The organism is Micromonospora sp. AP08 (assembly GCF_008085935.1).
Lineage (GTDB): Bacteria > Actinomycetota > Actinomycetes > Mycobacteriales > Micromonosporaceae > Micromonospora > Micromonospora chersina.
Map to the genome: position 1 here is coordinate 141,527 of NZ_VSEZ01000007.1, position 18,712 is coordinate 160,238.

Here is an 18,712-nt window from a genome sequence, read left to right on the forward strand (position 1 = left end):
ACGCGGCCACGGCCGCCGCCGAACGCGCCGTGGCGGACGCGCACCGTCGCGAGTGGGCCTTCGTGCTCGCCGCGACGGCGCGCGTCGCCGGCGACCTCGACGTGGCGGAGGAGTGCGTGCAGGACGCGTACCTGGCCGCGCTGGCCGCCTGGGCGCGGGACGGCGTCCCCGACAAGCCGGGCGCCTGGCTGACCGCCACGGCGAAGCGCAAGGCGCTCGACGTGCTGCGCCGGGAGAAGGTGTTCCGGTCGAAGATGCCCCTGCTCGTCGAGCCGGCGGAGGCCGAGATGACGGAGGAGCCCGCCGGGGACCCGGTCCCCGACGACCGGCTGCGGCTGGTCTTCACCTGCTGCCACCCGGCGCTGGCCCGCGAGGCCCAGGTGGCGCTTACCCTGCGCCTGGTCTGCGGGGTGGCCACCGGCGACATCGCCCGGGCGTTCCTGGTCACCGAGACGACCATGGCGGCCCGGGTCACCCGGGCCAAGAAGAAGATCGCGGCGGCGCGGATCCCGTACCGGGTGCCGGACGCCGCCGAGCTGCCCGAACGGCTCGACGCCGTGCTCACCGTGATCCACCTGCTCTTCACCACCGGGCACACCGCGCCGACCGGGGCCGCCCTGGTCCGCGCCGACCTGGTCGACCGGGCGGTGCACCTGACCCGGATGCTGCTCGCCCTGATGCCCGACGAGCCGGAGGTACGCGGGCTGCTCGCCCTGCTGCTGCTCACCGACGCCCGCCGGGCCACCCGCACCGACGCCGACGGGCGGCTGCTGGTGCTGGAGGAGCAGGACCGGTCCCGCTGGGACCGGGCCGCCATCGCCGAGGGCAACACGCTGGTCCTCGGCGCGTTCCGCACCGGCCGGGTCGGCCGGTACGCCCTCCAGGCCGCCATCGCCTCGCTGCACGCGGTCGCCCCCAGCTACGCCGACACCGACTGGCCCCAGGTCGTACGCCTCTACGACGAACTGCTGAAACGCTGGTCGTCCCCGGTGGTGGCGCTGAACCGGGCCGTCGCGGTGTCGATGGTCGACGGGCCGGCCGCTGCCCTGGCCGAGGTCGACGCCCTGGCCGCCGACCCCCACCTGTCCGGCTACCACTACCTCCCGGCCATCCGCGCCGACCTCCTCCGCCGCCTCGACCGGGCCGAGGAGGCGGCGGACGCCTACCGGGCGGCGCTGAGCCTGGTCGACAACGAGGCCGAACGCGCCTTCCTGACCGCCCGCCTCACCGAGGTCACCCCGCCCCGTTGATCATGAAGTTGTCGCCCGCCGCTCCGGCCTGTGGTTGATCAGCCAGGCGGGGCGGCGGCTGCCTCGACCGCGGCGGTGTTGATGAGCACGTGTCCAGGATTCAGGTGGCGCTGCCGAACCAGGTGATCGCCTGACCGTGGCCGCGGGTCCAGGCCAGTGGCTTCCCGTCCAGCGCCAGCACGTTGTGGAAACCACCGGGCGGCTGCTCGGGCAGCGCGGGGTAGCGCAGCACGTCGGGGTCCTCGTTGGCGATCCAGTGCCCGGGCAGCCCGCGTACCACCTGGACGAACGCCAGCCGCCGTGGTGGCGGCACCTGGTACAGCACCGAGGTGTGGAACACCACCAGGGTCGCGTCCCGCGGCGCCCGCGCGGCCAGCGCCGGAAGGTCGTCCACGAGGTCGCCCCGGACGAGCAGCGGCGGGTCGGCGGCGGCGACGGCAGCCGCGGCCCGCAACCGCTCACGGCGGTGCCCGTGCTCCGGCCAGATGAGCGCGTCCAGCCACGCCACGTCGGCCGGGTCGGTCACGTCGAGCGGGTTGAGATCCAGGCCGGCCCGCCACACCACCTCGGGCCGGCGGGCCGGCGGTGCCGTCCCGCCGATCGCGCAGTCGAGGACCGGTTCACCGGTGCCGAGCGGATGATCGCCGTAGCGGTAGGCGTACCGGTCGGGGTAGAGATTCAGGCCCGCCGAGGCGCCGACCTCCAGCAGGGCGAGCGGCCCGGGCAGCGCCGCCAGCACCGGCAGGAGTACGGCGCACCGGCCCGGCTCGTTGGTCTGCGTGGCCCGGACCCGCAGCTCCGCCTCGACGGCCGGCCAGTTCGCCAGCGCGTACCCCCGGAAGGCGGCCGGATCGGTGACGGGGCCGCCGAGCAGCCGGACCACGGCGAAGAGCAGGTTCGGCTGGCGCTTGGCCGGCGGCAGGGTGTCGATCCGGGCCAGCAGCTCGTCGTCGCGGGAAACCGCCTCCGAGAGCCGCTCGTACGCGGGCGACACCCCGCGCGTCTCACGGGCGGCGAAGGTGGCGTAGCGGTCGGCGGTGGTCATGGCCCGAGCCTCCCAGCCGGACGCGGTCCCGCGCGACGTGAGCTTCGTCCCGCCGTGAAACAGCCGCGAGCGCGGCAGGGAGCTCCCTGCCGCGCTCGCGAGCGGTCGTGCGTCAGCTGCAGCCGCTGGTGGAGCCGCAGCCCTCGCAGACGTAGCAGCTGCCGGCGGGCCGCATCTTGGTGCCGCAGGTGAAGCAGAGCGGCGCGTCCGCGGCCTTGCCGATCACGGCCTCCAGCAGTTCGGTGCTGGAGCCCACCGACGGCGCCGGCTTGACGGCGGCCACGTCGGCCATCTCCTGCGCCGGCTGGGCCACCGGGCCGGTCTTCGGCTCGGGCGCCTCGACCGGGGCGGAGGCGGCCATCGCGGTGAGGTCCGCACCGCTCGCCTCCGCCTCCGCCTCGGCCGCGAGCTGGGCGGCCCGCTCCTTGGCGGTGAAGATGCCCAGCTCCGCGCGGCGCTCGTACGGCAGGAAGTCCAGGGCCAGGCGACGGAAGATGTAGTCCATCACCGAGGCCGCCATGCGCACGTCCGGGTCGTCGGTCATGCCGGCCGGCTCGAAGCGCATGTTGGTGAACTTGCTGACGTACGTCTCCAGCGGGACGCCGTACTGGAGACCGATGGAGATGGCCACCGAGAAGGCGTCCATCACGCCGGCCAGGGTCGAGCCCTGCTTCGACATCTTGAGGAAGACCTCGCCGAGGCCGTCGTCCGGGTACGACGAGGCGGTGAGGTAGCCCTCCGCGCCGCCGACCGAGAACGAGATGGTCTGCGACGGGCGCTTCTTCGGCAGCCGCTTGCGGACCGGCCGGTATTCCACGACCTTCTCCACGACCTTCTCGACCTCGGCGGCCGGGGCCTGGGTCTCGGCGGCGGTCTTGTTGGACTTGGCCACCGAGAGCGGCTGGCCGACCTTGCAGTTGTCCCGGTAGATCGCCAGCGCCTTGAGGCCGAGCTTCCAGCCCTCAAAGTAGATCTTCTCGACGTCCTCGACGGTCGCCTGCTCCGGCATGTTGACCGTCTTGGAGATCGCGCCGGAGACGAACGGCTGGATCGCCGCCATCATCCGCACGTGGCCCATCGGGGCGATCGACCGCTCGCCCATGGCGCAGTCGAAGACCGGGTAGTGCTCCGGCTTGAGGCCGGGAGCGTCCACCACGTGGCCGTGGTCGGCGATGTGCTCGACGATCGCCTCGACCTGCTCCTCGGGGTAGCCGAGGCTGCGCAGGGCGCGCGGGACGGTCTGGTTGACGATCTGCATCGAGCCGCCGCCGACCAGCTTCTTGAACTTGACCAGCGCCAGGTCCGGCTCCACGCCGGTCGTGTCGCAGTCCATCATGAAGCCGATGGTGCCGGTCGGCGCGAGGACGCTGGCCTGCGAGTTGCGCCAGCCGTTCTTGTCACCGATCTTGTTGCCGAGCGTCCACTGCCTGGTGGCCTCGCGCTGGACGGCGGTGGCCACGGTGCCGGTCGGCTTGATGGCGTCGTTGGCGGCGGCGTGCTTGCGCATGACCCGCTTGTGCGGCTCCGCGTTGCGGGCGTAGCCGTCGTACGGGCCGACGACGCCGGCCAGCTCTGCGGAGCGGCGGTAGGCGGTGCCGGTCATCAGCGAGGTGATCGCCGCGGCGACCTCCCGGCCCTGCTCCGAGTCGTACGGCAGGCCGGAGGCCATCAGCAGCGCGCCGAGGTTGGCGTAGCCGATGCCGAGCTGCCGGTAGGCGCGGCTGGTCTCACCGATCTTCTCGGTCGGGAAGTCGGCGAAGCAGATCGAGATGTCCATCGCGGTGATGACGAACTCGACCGACTTGACGAACTTCTCCACCTCGAAGCCGCCGTCGGCGCGCATGAACTTCATGAGGTTCAGCGAGGCCAGGTTGCACGAGGAGTTGTCCAGGTGCAGGTACTCCGAGCACGGGTTCGACGCGGTGATGCGCCCGGTCTCCGGGCAGGTGTGCCAGTCGTTGATGGTGTCGTCGTACTGGAGGCCGGGGTCGGCGCACTCCCAGGCCGCCTGGGAGATGCTGCGGAACAGCTTCTTGGCGTCGATCGTCTCGATGACCTGGCCGTCGAGCCGGCCGCGCAGGTCGAAGCCGCCGCCGTTCTCGACCGCGGTCATGAACTCGTCGGAGACGCGGACCGAGTTGTTGGCGTTCTGGTACTGGACGCTGACGATGTCGGCGCCGCCCAGGTCCATGTCGAAGCCGGCGTCCCGCAGCGCGCGGATCTTGTCCTCCTCGCGCGCCTTCGTGACCACGAACTCCTGGATGTCCGGGTGATCCACGTCGAGGATGACCATCTTGGCCGCCCGCCGGGTGGCGCCGCCGGACTTGATGGTGCCGGCGGAGGCGTCCGCGCCGCGCATGAAGCTGACCGGGCCGGAGGCGTTGCCGCCGGAGGACAGCAGCTCGCGGGAGGAGCGGATCCGGGACAGGTTGACGCCGGAGCCGGAGCCGCCCTTGAAGATCAGCCCCTCCTCCTTGTACCAGTCGAGGATGGAGTCCATCGAGTCGTCGACGGCCAGGATGAAGCAGGCGCTGACCTGCTGCGGCGACGGCGTGCCGACGTTGAACCAGACCGGCGAGTTGAAGCTGAACACCTGGTGCAGCAGCATCCAGGTCAGCTCGTGCGCGAAGACCTCGGCGTCGGCCGGGGTGGCGAAGTAGCCGTACTCCTCACCGGCGGTGCGGTAGGTGCCGACCACGCGGTCGATCAGCTGCTTGAGCGACCACTCCCGCTCCGGGGTCCCCACCGCGCCCCGGAAGTACTTGGTGGTCACGATGTTGGCCGCGTTGACCGACCAGGACTCGGGGAACTCCACCCCGCGCTGCTCGAAGTTGATCGAACCGTCCCGCCAGTTCGTCATCACGACGTCGCGGCGCTCCCAGGTGACCTCGTCGTAGGGATGCACCCCCTCGGTCGTCCAGACGCGCTCGATCTTCAGCCCTGTCCCGGCCTTGTTCCGTGACTTGCTGGTCGTCACGCCCTCGCCCCCCTCGTCAGCGCGGTCACCCACCGCGCGTCGTCAAACTGTCAGAAATCCGTGAAACTCAACTGGTCGCGCCGGCGGCCTCGACGGCCCCGGCGCCCTCCCGCGCCCGCGCGGCGGCCCGCAGCGTCTCGATCTCGCGCTCGAAGTCGGCGAGCGAGTCGAAGGAGCGGTAGACGCTGGCGAACCGCAGGTACGCCACCTCGTCGAGGTCGCGCAGCGGCCCGAGGATGGCCAGCCCGACCTCGTTGCTGGGGATCTCGGCGGCCCCCTTGGCCCGGACGGTCTCCTCCACCTTCTGCGCGAGCAGCGCGATGGAGTCGTCGTCGACCGGCCGTCCCTGGCACGCCTTGCGCACCCCGCCGATGATCTTGGTGCGGCTGAACGGCTCGGTCACCCCGCTGCGCTTGACCACCGCGAGCACCGCCTCCTCGACGGTGGTGAACCGCTTGCCGCACTCCGGGCAGGACCGCCGCCGCCGGATGAGCTGGCCGTCGTCGGCCTCCCGCGAGTCGACCACCCGGGAGTCGGCGTGCCGGCAGTACGGACACCGCATCGCCTGACCTCCTTCATCGACCGCGGCCCACCGCCCGCCTCCGGGCACGCGTCACCGCGACGGCACCATCTCGCGATGGCCGCCGCCGGTCGGCGGTGCGGGAGTGCGGTCGGTAACCGGACCCAACCTGTAGGCAACTTACGCCCGTGTAACCACAACATCTAGGGGTCGACCGTATGTCGTCGCACTAGCGAGGTCAAGTTGAGCGGCGTGTCCGGCGAGTCGCCAGAATCACGCGCCCGTGCCGCCTCGTCCCCGACGTACCGAGGAGCCCAACGGCCGAGCGCCGCCGGCGTCACGGCCCGCTGGGATGGAACAAGCGTTCGAGAGCGACGTACCATTTATCAGAACAGGCGTTCGGAAATCCAGGATTTCGGGGCGACACGCCGACAACAGGTCGTACAGATGTTTGAAAATGGCCGATCTCACCTATACGGTCAACAACGACCGGGCGCGGCGGATCGCCACGGACCGGTCGGGAGCACCACCTGAGCACGCACCACGAGCCGACGAGGCACCCAGCGCCGACCAGGGAGGGACGGACGTGACCGAGGACCGGGCCAGCCGGCAGAAGAACCCGCAGCCGATCGACGGGGCGGGTCCGCCGGCGACCCGTCGACCCCGCACCGCGCGCAGCCGGGCGGCCCAGCCCGCGGTGCGTCCGGTCACCCCGGTGGTCAGCAGCTTCCCCGACCCGACGACGGTCGACCTCACGGCCCGGCAGCGCCGGATCCTGGAGTTCATCCGCACCTGGGTGGAGCGCCACGGCTACCCGCCGAGCGTCCGCGAGATCGGCGAGGCGGTCGGCCTGGTCTCCCCGTCCAGCGTCGCCTACCAGCTCAAGGAGCTGGAGAAGAAGGGCTTCCTGCGCCGCGACCCGAACCGGCCGCGCGCCGTGGACGTCCGGGCCCCGGGCGAGGTCGACGACGAGGCGGCCCGGGCCCAGCGCCCCGCCCCGGCGTACGTGCCGATGCTGGGCCGGATCGCCGCCGGTGGCCCGATCCTCGCCGAGCAGGCGGTGGAGGACATCTTCCCCCTCCCCCGCGAGCTGGTCGGTGAGGGCGAGGTCTTCATGCTCCAGGTCAAGGGCGACTCGATGCTCGACGCGGCGATCTGCGACGGCGACTGGGTGGTGGTCCGGCAGCAGCCGACCGCCGAGGTCGGCGACATCGTGGCGGCCATGCTCGACGGCGAGGCGACCGTGAAGACCTACCGGCGGCGCGACGGGCACGTCTGGCTGATGCCGCAGAACCCGGCCTTCGACCCGATTCCCGGCGACGACGCCACCATCATGGGTCGCGTGGTCGCCGTGCTCCGCCGCATCTGAGACCACGAAAAAGGGGGTGACCGGCGGTCACCCCCTTTTTCTGCGCTCAGTAGCGGTCGCCCCGGTACTCCCGGCCGCCGCCGGAGAACTGGCCGTGCTGGTGGCCGCGGTCGCCGTGGCCGCCGTCGCGCGGTTCCCGGCGGTCGGGCTCCCGGCGCGGCGGTTCGGCCCGCCCCGGCCCGTAGCCGCCACCGCCGCCCGGCCGGCCGCCGTAGCCGCCACCGCCCGGGGAGCCTCCGCCGTAGACGCCGCCACCCTGCGGGCGGCCACCGCCCTGCGGGCCGCCGCCGTAGACCGCGCCTCCACGACCGCCGCCGCCCTGCGGTCGGCCGCCGCCGTAGACGCCGCCGGCCGGGCGGCCGCCGTTCGCCGGGGTGCCGCCGTAGAGCCCACCCTGGCCGCCACCGCCGCCGTAGACCCCGCCGCGCGGCGGGACGTCGGGCCGGTTGGCCGGCGGCGGGTAGCCGGGATTGCCCGGGAACTCGTCGCCACGCTCGTCGGTGGGCTCGGCGGGCGGCGCCGGCTTGCGGCGGGCCTTCAGGATGCCGAAGATGCCCGCACCGACCATGAGCGCGCCGAGCACGCCGACCGCCGCGATCAGGTACGTGATCTCGTCCAGGGTGAGCCCCTCGATCCAGGACTTCTCCGCGGCCGGCCTGGTGACGTCCCTGCCGGCGTTGGGCAGCGCCTCGACCCCCGTGGTGGCCGGGGCGTAGCTGAGGATGTCGATCGGGTCCGTGGCGTCCAGGAGGCCGCCGTCGGAGACGGTGACGAAGGACCTGCCGTCCGCCGTGTAGGAGATGGCCTCGCCGAACGGGTCCGCGAGGGGGGTCACCCGCGGCTTGCCGGTGGTCAGCGCGGCGACGATGTTGCCGCCGGTCACGTCGAACTCGAAGGCGTCGCCGTAGGTGCGCAGCACCACCTTGCTGCCGTCGGGCGAGCGGGTCGCGCCGGTGACCAGCAGCCGGCCGGGGCCGCCCAGCTTGTTCTCGGTGTTGGTCTTGGGGAGGGTGACCTCGCCGACCTTCTTCATCGGGATGGGCTCGGGGTCACCGCTGCTCTTGAACTTCGCCGTGGGCGTGAAGATCTCCGACTTGCCGGAGAGGTCCTTCGTGATGACCAGCGGCAGGTTGTCGTTGCCGACGAGCAGCGCCTCGGCATCGTGCGGCTCGTTGCCCGGGTAGGTCAGCCGGTGCAGCACCGGCTGCTTCGACCCGCTCAGCGGCATGGTCCAGATCGCGACCCGCTCCCGGCGGGTCTTGGCCTCGACGTTGTCGCCCGTGTCGGCGATGAAGAGGGTCTTCTTGTCCGGCCCGAGGGCCAGGTCCTCGGTGTCATAGGGCCCGGAGCCCGAGTAGCGGACCGGGTCCTTGGCGATCTCGCACTTGGTGTCGAGGAAGAAGACGCGTTTGCGGCTCTCGTCGTCGGTGCCGTCGTTGATCACGACGTAGCCGGTGCTGGTGGCGACGATGCCGGACAGCTCCCGGAGCCGCTTGTCCTCGATGGTGCACTTCTTCTTGGGAACCGCGGCCAGCACGGGGGCCGCGGCGGGAGCCGCCAGGGCGATCCCGGCCGGCGCCACGACCGCGCCGACGAGGCTCAGCGCGATCGTGACCGAGGAGACAGCGTGCCGCATGGCGCCAAGTGTCGCACGACCCGCGTTTCCGGCGGGTGACGCCGGACGGCTCACCGCCCGGCGCCCACCCGCTCCTCGCTGGTGAGCCGGTCCCCCGCCCGGTACGGCGCGAGTTCGGCGGCCAGCGCCTGACCCACCCGGACGTGCAGCAGCGTGCCCTCGGGCAGGTGCGTGCTGTTCAGCACCTCGCCCTGCCGGTGCACCCGGGCCACCAGGTCACCCCGGTCGTACGGGAGCACCGCCCGGACCTCGACGGCCGGCCGCGGCAGCCGCTGCTCGATCGCCTCGCGCAGCCCGTCGATCCCCTGCCCGCTGTGCGCGGAGACGAGGACCGCCTCCGGCCAGAGCCGCTTGAGCCGCAGCAGCGTCTCCTCGTCGGTGGCGTCGGTCTTGTTGACCACCAGCAGCTCGGGCAGTCGGTCGGCGCCCACCTCGGCGAGCACCTCGCGGACCGCGCGGACCTGCTCCTCCGGGTCGGGGTGGGTGCCGTCGACCACGTGCACCACCAGGTCGGCGTCGCCGACCTCCTCCAGCGTCGAGCGGAACGCCTCGACGATCTGGTGCGGCAGGTGCCGGACGAACCCGACCGTGTCGGAGAGGGTGTAGAGCCGGCCGTCGGAGGTGGTGGCCCGGCGGGTGGTCGGGTCCAGGGTGGCGAACAGCGCGTTCTCCACCAGCACACCCGCCCCGGTGAGGCGGTTGAGCAGGCTGGACTTGCCGGCGTTGGTGTAGCCGGCGATGGCCACCGCGGGCACCGCGTTGCGGGAGCGGCGGGCACGCTTGGTCTGGCGTACCGTCGTCATGCTCTTGATCTCGCGGCGCAGCCGCGCGATGCGGTGCCGGATCCGGCGCCGGTCGGTCTCGAGCTTGGTCTCACCGGGACCGCGCAGGCCCACGCCGCCGCCGGCGCCACCGCCACGGCCGCTACCGCCGGTCTGCCGGGAGAGGGTCTCACCCCAACCGCGCAGTCGCGGCAGCAGGTATTCGAGCTGAGCCAGCTCGACCTGCGCCTTGCCCTCGCGGCTCTTGGCGTGCTGGGCGAAGATGTCGAGGATCAGGGCGGTCCGGTCGACCACCTTGACCTTGGTGCGCTGCTCCAGGTTGCGCAGCTGCGACGGCGACAGCTCACCGTCGCAGATGACCGTGTCGGCGCCGGTGGCGAGCACCACCGCGCCCAGGTCGTCGACCTTGCCCCGACCGATGTAGGTGGCCGGGTCGGGCCGGTTGCGCCGCTGGATCAGCCCCTCGAGCACCTGCGAGCCGGCCGTCTCGGCCAGCGCCGCCAGCTCGGTGAGGCTGTTGTCCGCGTCGTCCTGGGTCCCCTCGGTCCAGACGCCCACGAGGACGACCCGCTCCAGCCGGAGCTGGCGGTATTCGACCTCGGTGATGTCGGTGAGCTCGGTGGAGAGGCCGGGGACCCGCCGCAGCGCCTGCCGCTCCGACAGCTCGTACTCGCCCGTGGTGGCGTCGAGCTCGTCGTCCTCGTAGGGAAGGAAGGTCTCCTGCTCTCGCAAACCGCGACTCCTGTCCGTTATGTCTTTTGTCGGGGCATTTCCCGTTCGCATGAGCATCCTGACACGTACCAACGCCCCACGCACCTGCTATATGCCCGTGGCGCTACTAACCGGTAGCGGGGCCGGATGCCGGCCGACCAGGGTGGGCGGGTAGAAATGCCAGGCGAGCCGCTCAGCGCCGACGGAGGAGTTCTACGTGGCCAACACCCGACTGCCGAGTGCCGGATTCTCGATCACGATCCGGATCGCGGTACCCGCGGACGCCTCCTCCATCGGGCGGCTGACCACCGCGGCGGGCGAGGCCGGCGCCATCGTCACCGCCCTGGACGTGGTCGACTCCGACCCCGCCCACGTGATCGTGGACCTCACCTGCGACACCGCCGACTCCAACCACGCCGACCAGGTGGTCGACGCGCTGACCGCGCTCGACGGGGTGGACGTCCGCAAGGTCTCCGACCGGACGTTCCTGCTGCACCTCGGCGGCAAGATCGAGGTCAGCTCCAAGGTCGCGCTGCGCACCCGCGACGAGCTGTCCCGCGCGTACACCCCGGGGGTGGCCCGGGTCTGCCAGGCGATCGCCGAGAACCCCGCCGACGCCCGCCGGCTCACCATCAAGCGCAACACCGTGGCCGTGGTCAGCGACGGCTCGGCCGTGCTCGGCCTGGGCAACCTCGGGCCGGCCGCCTCGCTGCCCGTCATGGAGGGCAAGGCCGCGCTGTTCAAGCGCTTCGGCGGGGTGGACGCCTGGCCGGTGGTGCTGGACACCCAGGACACCGACGAGATCGTGCAGATCGTCAAGGCGATCGCGCCCGCGTACGGGGGCATCAACCTGGAGGACATCGCCGCGCCGCGCTGCTTCGAGATCGAGGCCCGGCTGCGCGAGGCGCTGGACATCCCGGTCTTCCACGACGACCAGCACGGCACCGCGATCTGCGTGCTGGCCGCGCTGACCAACGCGCTGCGGGTGGTGGGCAAGCAGCTCTGCGACGTCCGCGTCGTGGTCTCCGGCGCCGGCGCGGCCGGCACCGCGATCATGAAGCTGCTGCTGCGGCAGGGCGTGGGCGACATCATCGCGTACGACCGGCAGGGCGCCCTGCACCGCGGGCTGCCCGACCTCAACCCGGCCTGGCAGTGGCTGGCGGACCACACCAACAAGGAGAACTACGCCGGCGACCTGCCCGGTGCGATCCGGGGCGCGGACGTGTTCATCGGGGTGAGCGCGCCGAACCTGCTCACCGGCGAGGACATCGCCGCCATGGCCAAGGACGCCATCGTCTTCGCGCTGGCCAACCCCGACCCGGAGGTCGACCCGCGGGAGGCGCGCAAGCACGCCGCGGTGGTCGCCACCGGCCGGTCCGACCAGCCGAACCAGATCAACAACGTGCTCGCCTTCCCGGGCGTCTTCCGGGGCATGCTCGACGCGCACGCCGAGGAGTTCACCGAGGAGATGGCGATCGCGGCGGCCCGGGCCATCGCGGACGTGGTCGGCGAAGACAAGATCAACCCGACGGTGATCGTGCCGAGCGTCTTCGACTCGCGGGTCGCCCCCGCGGTGGCCGCCGCGGTGCGCGCCGCCGCCCAGAACCCGGCCACGACGCCCCCGCCGGCCGCCGACCCGGGCCCGGCCGACCTCCCCGAGATCGCGGCCAACGCCAGCGCCACCCCCTGACCGCGCCTTCCGGGTCCACCGCTGCCACTGGAGCGACACAAACCCAACCACACGTGGGCCCTCTCAGCGTTGATCATGAGGCTGGCCGCCCTGAACCAGGGCAAACCACCCAGCCAACCTCGCCGAGCGGCACGGCGCGACGTATCCGACAAGATCGAACGGCTGCTCGGCCGGCAGCTGCGGCAGGCGCAGGAGAACGGCGAGGTCGACCCGCGACTGGACCCCGAGCTGACCGCCGCCGGGCTACTCGCCCTGACCAACGGGCTCGGCTCCAGCGTGCTCGGCGGGCAACGCGACGGGCGGGCGGCGCTCGCGGTCCTGACCTACCACCTCGACCGGGTGCTCACGCCTGCAGCGCGGCCGGCGTGATCTCGCCGGTTGCGACCAGTACGGCGGGGCCGGAGAGCCAGCAGGTGTCGTCGGTGATCGTGATCGTGAGGCGGCCGCCGGGGACGTCGACGGTCATCGTGCCGGTATCCCGGCCGGCGTCGCGCAGGGCCACCGCGGCCACCGCGCACGCGCCGGTGCCGCAGGAGAGCGTCTCGGCCGAGCCCCGCTCGTAGACCCGCATGAGCACGTGCCCGTCGGTGCCCTCGACCGGCTCGCCGGGGGTGGTGAACTCGACGTTCACCCCGGACGGGAAGAGGGACGGGTCGACGTCGGGCGCCCGGTTGAGGTCCAGGACGTTCAGGTCCAGGCTGGCCGGCAGCGCGCAGACCAGGTGCGGGTTGCCCACGTCCACGGCCGCGCCGGTCAGGGTGAGCCCGCCCACCGTGGCGGTCGCCGTGTCGTACAGCCGGGGGCGGCGCATCTCGACGGCGACCTCGGCGCCCTCGACCCGGGCGCGGACCAGGCCGGCCCGGGTGGCCACCGGCAGCGCCGCGCCGGACGGGGTGGCCAGCCCGGCCTCCAGCAGGTAGCGCACGAAGACCCGGGCGCCGTTGCCGCACATCTCGGCGAACGAGCCGTCGGAGTTCCAGTAGTCCATGAACCACTCGGCCTCGCCGGCCAGCGCCACGCCCTCCGGGTGCTTGGCGGCGCGCACCACGCGCAGCACGCCGTCGCCGCCGATGCCGCGCCGCCGGTCGCAGAGCGCGGCGACGAGGTCGGGCGTCAGGTCGAGCGCCCCGTCCGGGTCGGGCAGGATGACGAAGTCGTTGCCGGTGCCGTGGCCCTTGGTGAACTCCACGCCTCCATCATTCCCGATGCTCGGCGACCATCCGCAGCGCAGTGTCGACAAACGCGGGCGAGGCCGAGTCCAGCCAGTGGATCCGCGGGTCGCGGCGGAACCAGGACCGCTGCCGGCGGACGAAACGCCGGGTGGCCCGGATGGTCTCCTCGTACGCCTGCGTCTCGGTCAGCTCCCCGGCCAGGAACCGCAGCACCTGCTGGTAGCCGAGCGCCCGGCTGGCCGTACGCCCCTCGGGCAGGCCCTCGCCGACCAGCGTCCGCGTCTCGGCGACCAGGCCGTCGGCCCACATCCGGTCCACCCGCAGCGCGATCCGCTCGTCCAGCAGCGCGGTGTCCAGGTCGACGCCGAGCTGCACCGACGGGTAGTACGGCGTCGGCGCGGGCAGCGACGCGGTGAACGGGGCGCCGGTCAGCTCGACGACCTCCAGGGCCCGCACGATGCGCCGGCCGTTGCTCGGCAGGATGCCCGCCGCGGCCACCGGGTCGGCCTCGGCCAGCCGGGCGTGCAGCGGGGCGGGGCCGACCGCGGCCAGCTCCGCCTCCAGCCGCTCCCGGACCGCCGGATCGGTGCCGGGGAACTCGAACTGCTCCAGCACCGCCCGGACGTAGAGCCCCGAGCCGCCGACCAGCAGCGGCACCTTCCCCCGGGCCAGGATGTCGTCGACCGCCGCGCGGGCCAGCCGCTGGTATTCGGCGACGCTGGCCGGCTCGGTGACGGGCCAGATGTCGAGCAGGTGGTGCGGCACGCCCTCCCGCTCGGCCGGGGTCAGCTTGGCGGTGCCGATGTCCATGCCCCGGTAGAGCTGCATCGAGTCGGCGTTGACCACCTCGCCGTCGAGGGCGTGCGCCAGGGTGATGCTCAGCGCCGACTTGCCCGCCGCGGTCGGCCCGACCACGGCGACGACGGTTCGACTCACACCTTCTCCCAGTTCGCCACGAAGTAGGCAACGCCGTAGGGGGCCTGGTGGTAGCTGACGTCGCCGCGCCAGTCGCCGCCCGCCGCGCGGGCCGCGCCGGCCAGCACCTGCCAGGGCGCCCGCCCGGCGGCCTTCAGCTCCGCCGACAGCACCGGGTCCAGGCCGAGCAGGGCCTCGACGTCCGCGCCGGCCAGGGCCCTGGCGACCCCCTCGTCGTACGCGGGCGCGCGCGGGTCGTCGTAGCCGGGCGCCTTGACGCCCCGGCAGGCCGACCCGTCCCCGAGCACCAGCAGCGCGACCCGCCCGTCGGCCTCGGCGACCAGCTCCGCGCCGAGGGCGGCGCACTCGGCCGGGGCGGCGTCGGCGGCAACCGCCCGGGCCAGCCGGGGCAGCTCCGTGCCGGACCGGTTCACCAGCCAGGCGCCGATGGTCAGGCTCAGCGGCAGCTCGTCGACGCCCGTGCAGTTGACCTTCCAGAGCCGGACGTGCCGGTCCAGCCCGAACGGGCGCAGCGAGCCGTGGTCGGCGGTGCCGAACCGCCCCGTCTCGGGTCCGGCGCCGAGCAGCAGGATCGCCTCGGGATCGGCGGCGAGCAGCCGGGCCACGGCCGCGTCGGCGGCGGCGCGGAGGTCGTCCAGCTCGGGCGCGGCGGCGCCGGCCAGCTCGGGCACGATCAGGGGCGGATGGGGGCAGACGGCGGCGGCGACCAGGGGCACGGCACCAACCTATCCGTATCCCCCGGTGCGTCCCCGCGCCGATCCGGTCATCGAGGCGCTACGACACCGTATGGTCACGGTCGACGACAGGCGCTCGACACGGACCGGGTCGGACCTGTGACAATGCCGGGAGAACTTTGCTGCGCCGTGGCGGCGATCGCGGGAGGAGTCCCGTCGACGCCGGGAGAACGAGGATGGGCACATGAGCGACTGGACTGCCTTCGGACGGGTCGACGGGGACGGCACCGTCTACGTCAAGACCGCCGAGGGCGAGCGGGTGGTCGGATCCTGGCAGGCGGGGGCACCGGAGGAGGGGCTCGCCCACTTCGCCCGGCGCTTCGCCGACCTGGTGACGGAGGTGGACCTGACCGAGGCCCGGCTCAACTCGGGCGCGGCGGACGCCGGCCACTCGCTGACCACGATCCGGCGGATCCGCGCCTCGCTGCCCGAGGCGCATGTCGTCGGCGACATCGACGCCCTGGCCGCGCGCCTGGACAAGCTGGCCACGGTGGCCGAGGAGAAGGCCGGCGAGGCCCGGGCGGCCCGCGACGCCGCCCGCGTCGAGGCCCTCGCGCGCAAGACCGCCCTGGTCGAGGAGGCGGAGAAGCTGGCCGCCGAGTCGACCGGCTGGAAGACCGCCGGCGACCGGCTCAAGGAGATCCTCGACGAGTGGAAGACCATCCGCGGGGTCGACAAGAAGGCCGACGGTGAGCTGTGGAAGCGGTTCGCCGCCGCTCGCGACGGCTTCACCCGCCGCCGGGGCGCCCACTTCGCCTCCCTGGACCAGCAGCGCAAGCAGGCGCAGGGGATCAAGGAGGAGCTGGTCGCCGAGGCCGAGAAGCTCAAGGAGTCGACCGACTGGGGCGCCACGGCCAACCAGCTCAAGGACCTGATGGCCCAGTGGAAGGCCGCGCCGCGCGCCTCCAAGGAGGCCGAGCAGAAGCTCTGGGAACGGTTCCGGGCGGCGCAGGACGAGTTCTTCACCCGGCGCAGCGAGGTCTTCTCGGCGCGGGACAACGAGCAGCGCGCCAACCTGGAGCGCAAGCAGGCCCTGCTCGCCGAGGCCGAGGCGCTCGACGTCGACGGCGACCCGAAGGGCGCCCAGGCGAAGCTGCGCGAGATCCAGGCGCAGTGGCACGAGGCCGGCCGGGTCCCCCGCGAGGCCGCCGCCGGGCTGGAGCGCCGGCTGCGCGCCGTGGACGACAAGGTCCGCGAGGTCATGGACTCGGCGTGGCGGCGCACCTCCAAGGAGGACAACCCGCTGCTGGCCCAGATGCGGGCCCAGGTCGCCGAGGCCGAGGACCGGCTGGCCCGGGCGCAGGCGGCCGGCGACACCCGCCGGATCAAGGAGGCCGAGCAGGCGCTCGCCTCGAAGCGGCAGTTCCTCCAGCTGGCCGAGCAGGCCGGCTGAGTTCAGCCTCACCGGGAGCCCCCGGTCCCGCCTCGGGACCGGGGGCTTCCGCGTGGCCGCCCGGTGTTCAGACCTGCGGCAGCACCACGACCCCGCTGTTGTAGTCGGCGAGGGCCAGGTCCGGCCGGCCGTCGCCGGTGAGGTCACCGACGGCGAGGCCCCGGCCGGGGTAGCTGCTGGCGTAGGGCAGACCAAACAAGCGCTCGCGGCCGAGCTGGCCGTCGGGGCGCTGCAACGAGACCCCCGCCGCCTGCCAGCCGCCGTGCGCGGTCACCGCGTCGAGCAGGGCGTCGCCGTTCACGTCGGCCAGCACCACCGGCTGGGGAATGTCGTAGTGCGGGTAGGCGACCGGAGCGCCGAGGGCGCCGGCGCCGGTCTGCGGGAACACCAGCAGCCGGGAGGCGGGCTTGTTGCCGCCCGCCGTCACCGCGACGTCCGCCCGCCCGTCCCCGGTCAGGTCGCCGGCCGCCATCGACCCGACGCCCCGGGCGGTCCCGTCGGGCACCGGGTACGCGCCGGCGCGGGCGAAGCCCCCCTCGGCGGTCTGGGTGAAGACCTCCACCGTCGCCGTGGTGTGGGTCAACTGGACGATGTCCCGGCGGCCGTCGCCGTCGAGGTCGGCGGTGTCCACCAGGCCCCGGTCGTAGCCGTCGTCGACGAGGACCGGCGGGGCGAAGGTCCGGCCGTCCACGCTGCGGTGCACGGTCAGCCGGTCCTGCTCGGCGACGACCAGGTCGGCCCGGTCGTCGGCGTTCAGATCGGCCAGCCGCAGGTCGGTGGGACGGGTTGCCAACGGCAGCAGGACCGGTGCGGCCAGGCCGCCGGCCTGTTGCAGGAACACGTCCACCCCGGAGTTCGCGATCGCCGCGACGTCGGTGTCGCCGTCGGCGTCCACGTCGCCGGTGGCGAGCACCACCGTCCCGTTCGGGTAGCCGTGCGTGGCGAGGACCTGCGGCGGGGCGAGGGTGCCGTCGGGCCGCTGGGCGAGTACGAGGAGCTTGCAGTTGTCCTCCGGCAGCTCCGCGTACGTGTAGGTGCCCATCAGCAGGTCGCCGCGGCCGTCGCCGGTCACGTCCGCCACTGCCACGCTCGACGGGACCACCGTGCCGAAGCCGTAGGTGCGGTAGGAGGCGTAGTTCACCTGGCCGTACGCCGGCACGACGGTGTGCGTGACGGCGGCCGAGGCACTGGCGCCGACGGCCGGTGTCTGGCTGCCGGCGAACTGGGCGTGCAGGGTGTGGGCGCCGACCGGCAGGCTCGTGAAGATCTCGGCGCGGCCGGAGGAGTCGAGCCAGGCGCCCGGGAGCGCCTGGCCGTCCGCGTAGAAGCGGACGCCGCCGAGGAACGTCGGGGTGTCCGGATCGGCGGCGACGACCTTCGCGGTCAGCAGCGCGGCCTGCCCCGCCTCGGTGCGCGCCGGGGAGACGGTCAGGGTGATGCTGCTCGGCGCGCCGACCCGGGCCCAGACCTCGGCGGACTCGTTGCTCGACGCGGCCGAGACGGCCCGGATCCGGTAGAGGTACTCGGGTCCGGTGGTCACCGCGGTGTCGACGAAGCTGGTGCCCGTGGTGTCGCCCCGGCTCTCGTAGCTGCCGTTGTTCCAGCGCAGCACCGTGTAGCCGGTCGCGCCCGGGCTCGGTTCCCAGGACAGCGTGATCCGGTCGGGTGTGCCGGTGGCCCGGACGCCCCGCGGCGGGCTGATCCAGGTCACCGCGCTGACCTCGCGGGACGGCCGGGAGGTCAGGTTGCCGCTGGTGCTCACCACGATGTACCAGTACCGGCTGGCCGCCGTGAGGCCCCCGTCGGTCCACTCCCGCTGGCTCGTGGACGCGACCTGCTGGTACGGCCCACCGCTGCTGCCGGACCGCAGCACGCGGTAGCCGGTGGCGCCGGTGCCCGCCGTCCAGGTGAGCCGGATCTGCTCATGGGAGAGCGCCGTCGCAGTGACGGTCTTCGGCGCGGACAGCCCGAGCGCCCGGGCCGGCGCGGCCGGCGCCAGCACCGCCACGAGGGCGAGCAGCACCAGGGCGGCAAGTGTTCGTCGGTGTTCCCTGCTCCCGCCTGTCACACGCATCGTCGATTCCCCGTTCCCGGTACTCCTGCGGCTGCCGCCCCATCGTTGGCCGGGAACGGGAACGCCGCCCGACAGCCGTGACCGAAGACGCAAAAGGTGAACGGGTGTCCAGGCAGGACGGCCGGGAGCGGATCCCCTGCGCCCATCGTCCCTGGCCGCCGTCGCCGTGATCAATGGATCGACGTTGACGGCATCGAGCCACGCTGATCAGAATGGGCGGCGGAGCCAGGTTCCAGCACCGGCACGAGGGCACGACGGCCGATCCCGCCGTCGACGATCGCCGGTGCTTCCCCCGCGGGTGGCCGTCCACGTGACACGGCCCGGCGCGCGCTGTCCGCGTACTCGATGACGAGCGGGCCGTCTCCCTTGGTCTTTCCGCCCGCGGCGCTCGCGCGGCGCGGGCATCCGAAGTGGAGCTCGCCA

Annotated in this window: 14 protein-coding genes; 5 read left to right on the forward strand and 9 right to left on the reverse strand. The window is 73.1% G+C overall.

Going from position 1 to position 18,712, the window contains the following annotated elements; genetic code table 11:
- Positions 1-62 precede the first annotated feature (62 nt).
- On the forward strand, positions 63-1,250 hold the full coding sequence (locus tag FXF50_RS14355) for an RNA polymerase sigma factor (RefSeq protein ID WP_148428328.1): 1,188 nt from the start codon (positions 63-65) through the stop codon (positions 1,248-1,250).
- Positions 1,251-1,350: 100 nt separating this feature from the next.
- On the opposite strand, the gene FXF50_RS14360 is transcribed toward FXF50_RS14355, so the two are convergent.
- The 3 genes from FXF50_RS14360 to nrdR all read right to left on the reverse strand — a co-directional run bounded on the left by FXF50_RS14360 (position 1,351) and on the right by nrdR (position 5,834).
- Positions 1,351-2,295 carry a DUF2332 domain-containing protein gene (locus FXF50_RS14360; RefSeq protein ID WP_148428035.1) on the reverse strand — a complete coding sequence of 315 codons (945 nt, stop codon included), beginning with the start codon at positions 2,293-2,295 and terminating at the stop codon, positions 1,351-1,353.
- A 112-nt stretch (positions 2,296-2,407) separates the two neighbouring features.
- On the reverse strand, positions 2,408-5,305 hold the full coding sequence (locus FXF50_RS14365) for a vitamin B12-dependent ribonucleotide reductase (protein WP_148428037.1): 2,898 nt from the start codon (positions 5,303-5,305) through the stop codon (positions 2,408-2,410).
- A gap of 34 nt (positions 5,306-5,339) precedes the next feature.
- A complete protein-coding gene (gene nrdR, locus FXF50_RS14370) occupies positions 5,340-5,834 on the reverse strand; it encodes a transcriptional regulator NrdR (RefSeq protein ID WP_091311916.1) in 495 nt (164 codons plus the stop codon).
- 544 nt (positions 5,835-6,378) lie between these two features.
- On the opposite strand from nrdR, the gene lexA reads away from it, so the two are divergent.
- Positions 6,379-7,161 carry a transcriptional repressor LexA gene (gene lexA / locus FXF50_RS14375; protein WP_148428039.1) on the forward strand — a complete coding sequence of 261 codons (783 nt, stop codon included), beginning with the start codon at positions 6,379-6,381 and terminating at the stop codon, positions 7,159-7,161.
- Positions 7,162-7,207: 46 nt separating this feature from the next.
- Here the strand turns inward: lexA and FXF50_RS14380 are convergent, their stop codons facing one another.
- Positions 7,208-8,797: a hypothetical protein gene (locus FXF50_RS14380; protein ID WP_148428041.1), complete on the reverse strand. Its 1,590-nt coding sequence runs from the start codon at positions 8,795-8,797 to the stop codon at positions 7,208-7,210.
- A gap of 50 nt (positions 8,798-8,847) precedes the next feature.
- A complete protein-coding gene (gene hflX, locus FXF50_RS14385) occupies positions 8,848-10,311 on the reverse strand; it encodes a GTPase HflX (protein ID WP_148428043.1) in 1,464 nt (487 codons plus the stop codon).
- Positions 10,312-10,507: 196 nt separating this feature from the next.
- Between hflX and FXF50_RS14390 the strand changes: the two genes are divergently transcribed.
- Together FXF50_RS14390 and FXF50_RS14395 are read left to right on the forward strand one after the other, a co-directional pair.
- Positions 10,508-11,980: an NAD-dependent malic enzyme gene (locus FXF50_RS14390; RefSeq protein ID WP_148428045.1), complete on the forward strand. Its 1,473-nt coding sequence runs from the start codon at positions 10,508-10,510 to the stop codon at positions 11,978-11,980.
- Positions 11,981-12,055: 75 nt separating this feature from the next.
- On the forward strand, positions 12,056-12,349 hold the full coding sequence (locus FXF50_RS14395) for a TetR family transcriptional regulator C-terminal domain-containing protein (RefSeq protein ID WP_148428047.1): 294 nt from the start codon (positions 12,056-12,058) through the stop codon (positions 12,347-12,349).
- Here the strand turns inward: FXF50_RS14395 and dapF are convergent.
- The 3 genes from dapF to FXF50_RS14410 are packed head-to-tail and all read right to left on the reverse strand — an operon-like array spanning position 12,324 to position 14,804.
- Positions 12,324-13,169, reverse strand: coding sequence for a diaminopimelate epimerase (dapF, locus tag FXF50_RS14400; RefSeq protein WP_148428049.1), 846 nt, complete (start codon positions 13,167-13,169; stop codon positions 12,324-12,326). The two genes, FXF50_RS14395 and dapF, sit on opposite strands and share 26 nt — an antisense overlap.
- A gap of 7 nt (positions 13,170-13,176) precedes the next feature.
- The gene (gene miaA / locus FXF50_RS14405; RefSeq protein WP_148428330.1) at positions 13,177-14,202 is read right to left on the reverse strand and encodes a tRNA (adenosine(37)-N6)-dimethylallyltransferase MiaA; all 1,026 of its coding nucleotides are present in this window, start codon (positions 14,200-14,202) and stop codon (positions 13,177-13,179) included.
- Positions 14,085-14,804 (reverse strand): hypothetical protein, encoded by a 720-nt coding sequence (locus tag FXF50_RS14410; protein WP_148428051.1) that lies wholly within the window; start codon positions 14,802-14,804, stop codon positions 14,085-14,087. Before FXF50_RS14410 ends, miaA begins: the two co-directional genes overlap by 118 nt.
- 202 nt (positions 14,805-15,006) lie before the next feature.
- Between FXF50_RS14410 and FXF50_RS14415 the strand changes: the two genes are divergently transcribed.
- Positions 15,007-16,215, forward strand: a complete 1,209-nt coding sequence (locus FXF50_RS14415) for a DUF349 domain-containing protein (RefSeq protein ID WP_148428053.1) — start codon at positions 15,007-15,009, stop codon at positions 16,213-16,215.
- A gap of 67 nt (positions 16,216-16,282) precedes the next feature.
- Here FXF50_RS14415 and FXF50_RS14420 read toward each other — a convergent pair whose 3' ends face one another.
- A complete protein-coding gene (locus FXF50_RS14420) occupies positions 16,283-18,238 on the reverse strand; it encodes an FG-GAP-like repeat-containing protein (protein WP_187399671.1) in 1,956 nt (651 codons plus the stop codon).
- Between the last annotated feature and the right edge of the window lie 474 nt (positions 18,239-18,712).

Coding starts and splice junctions, on each gene's coding strand:
- FXF50_RS14360 (WP_148428035.1), bottom strand. CDS start 2,295: ATGACCACCGCCGACCGCTACGCCACCTTCGCCGCCCGTGAGACGCGC.
- nrdR (WP_091311916.1), bottom strand. CDS start 5,834: ATGCGGTGTCCGTACTGCCGGCACGCCGACTCCCGGGTGGTCGACTCG.
- FXF50_RS14380 (WP_148428041.1), bottom strand. CDS start 8,797: ATGCGGCACGCTGTCTCCTCGGTCACGATCGCGCTGAGCCTCGTCGGC.
- FXF50_RS14395 (WP_148428047.1), top strand. CDS start 12,056: ATGAGGCTGGCCGCCCTGAACCAGGGCAAACCACCCAGCCAACCTCGC.
- FXF50_RS14415 (WP_148428053.1), top strand. CDS start 15,007: ATGAGCGACTGGACTGCCTTCGGACGGGTCGACGGGGACGGCACCGTC.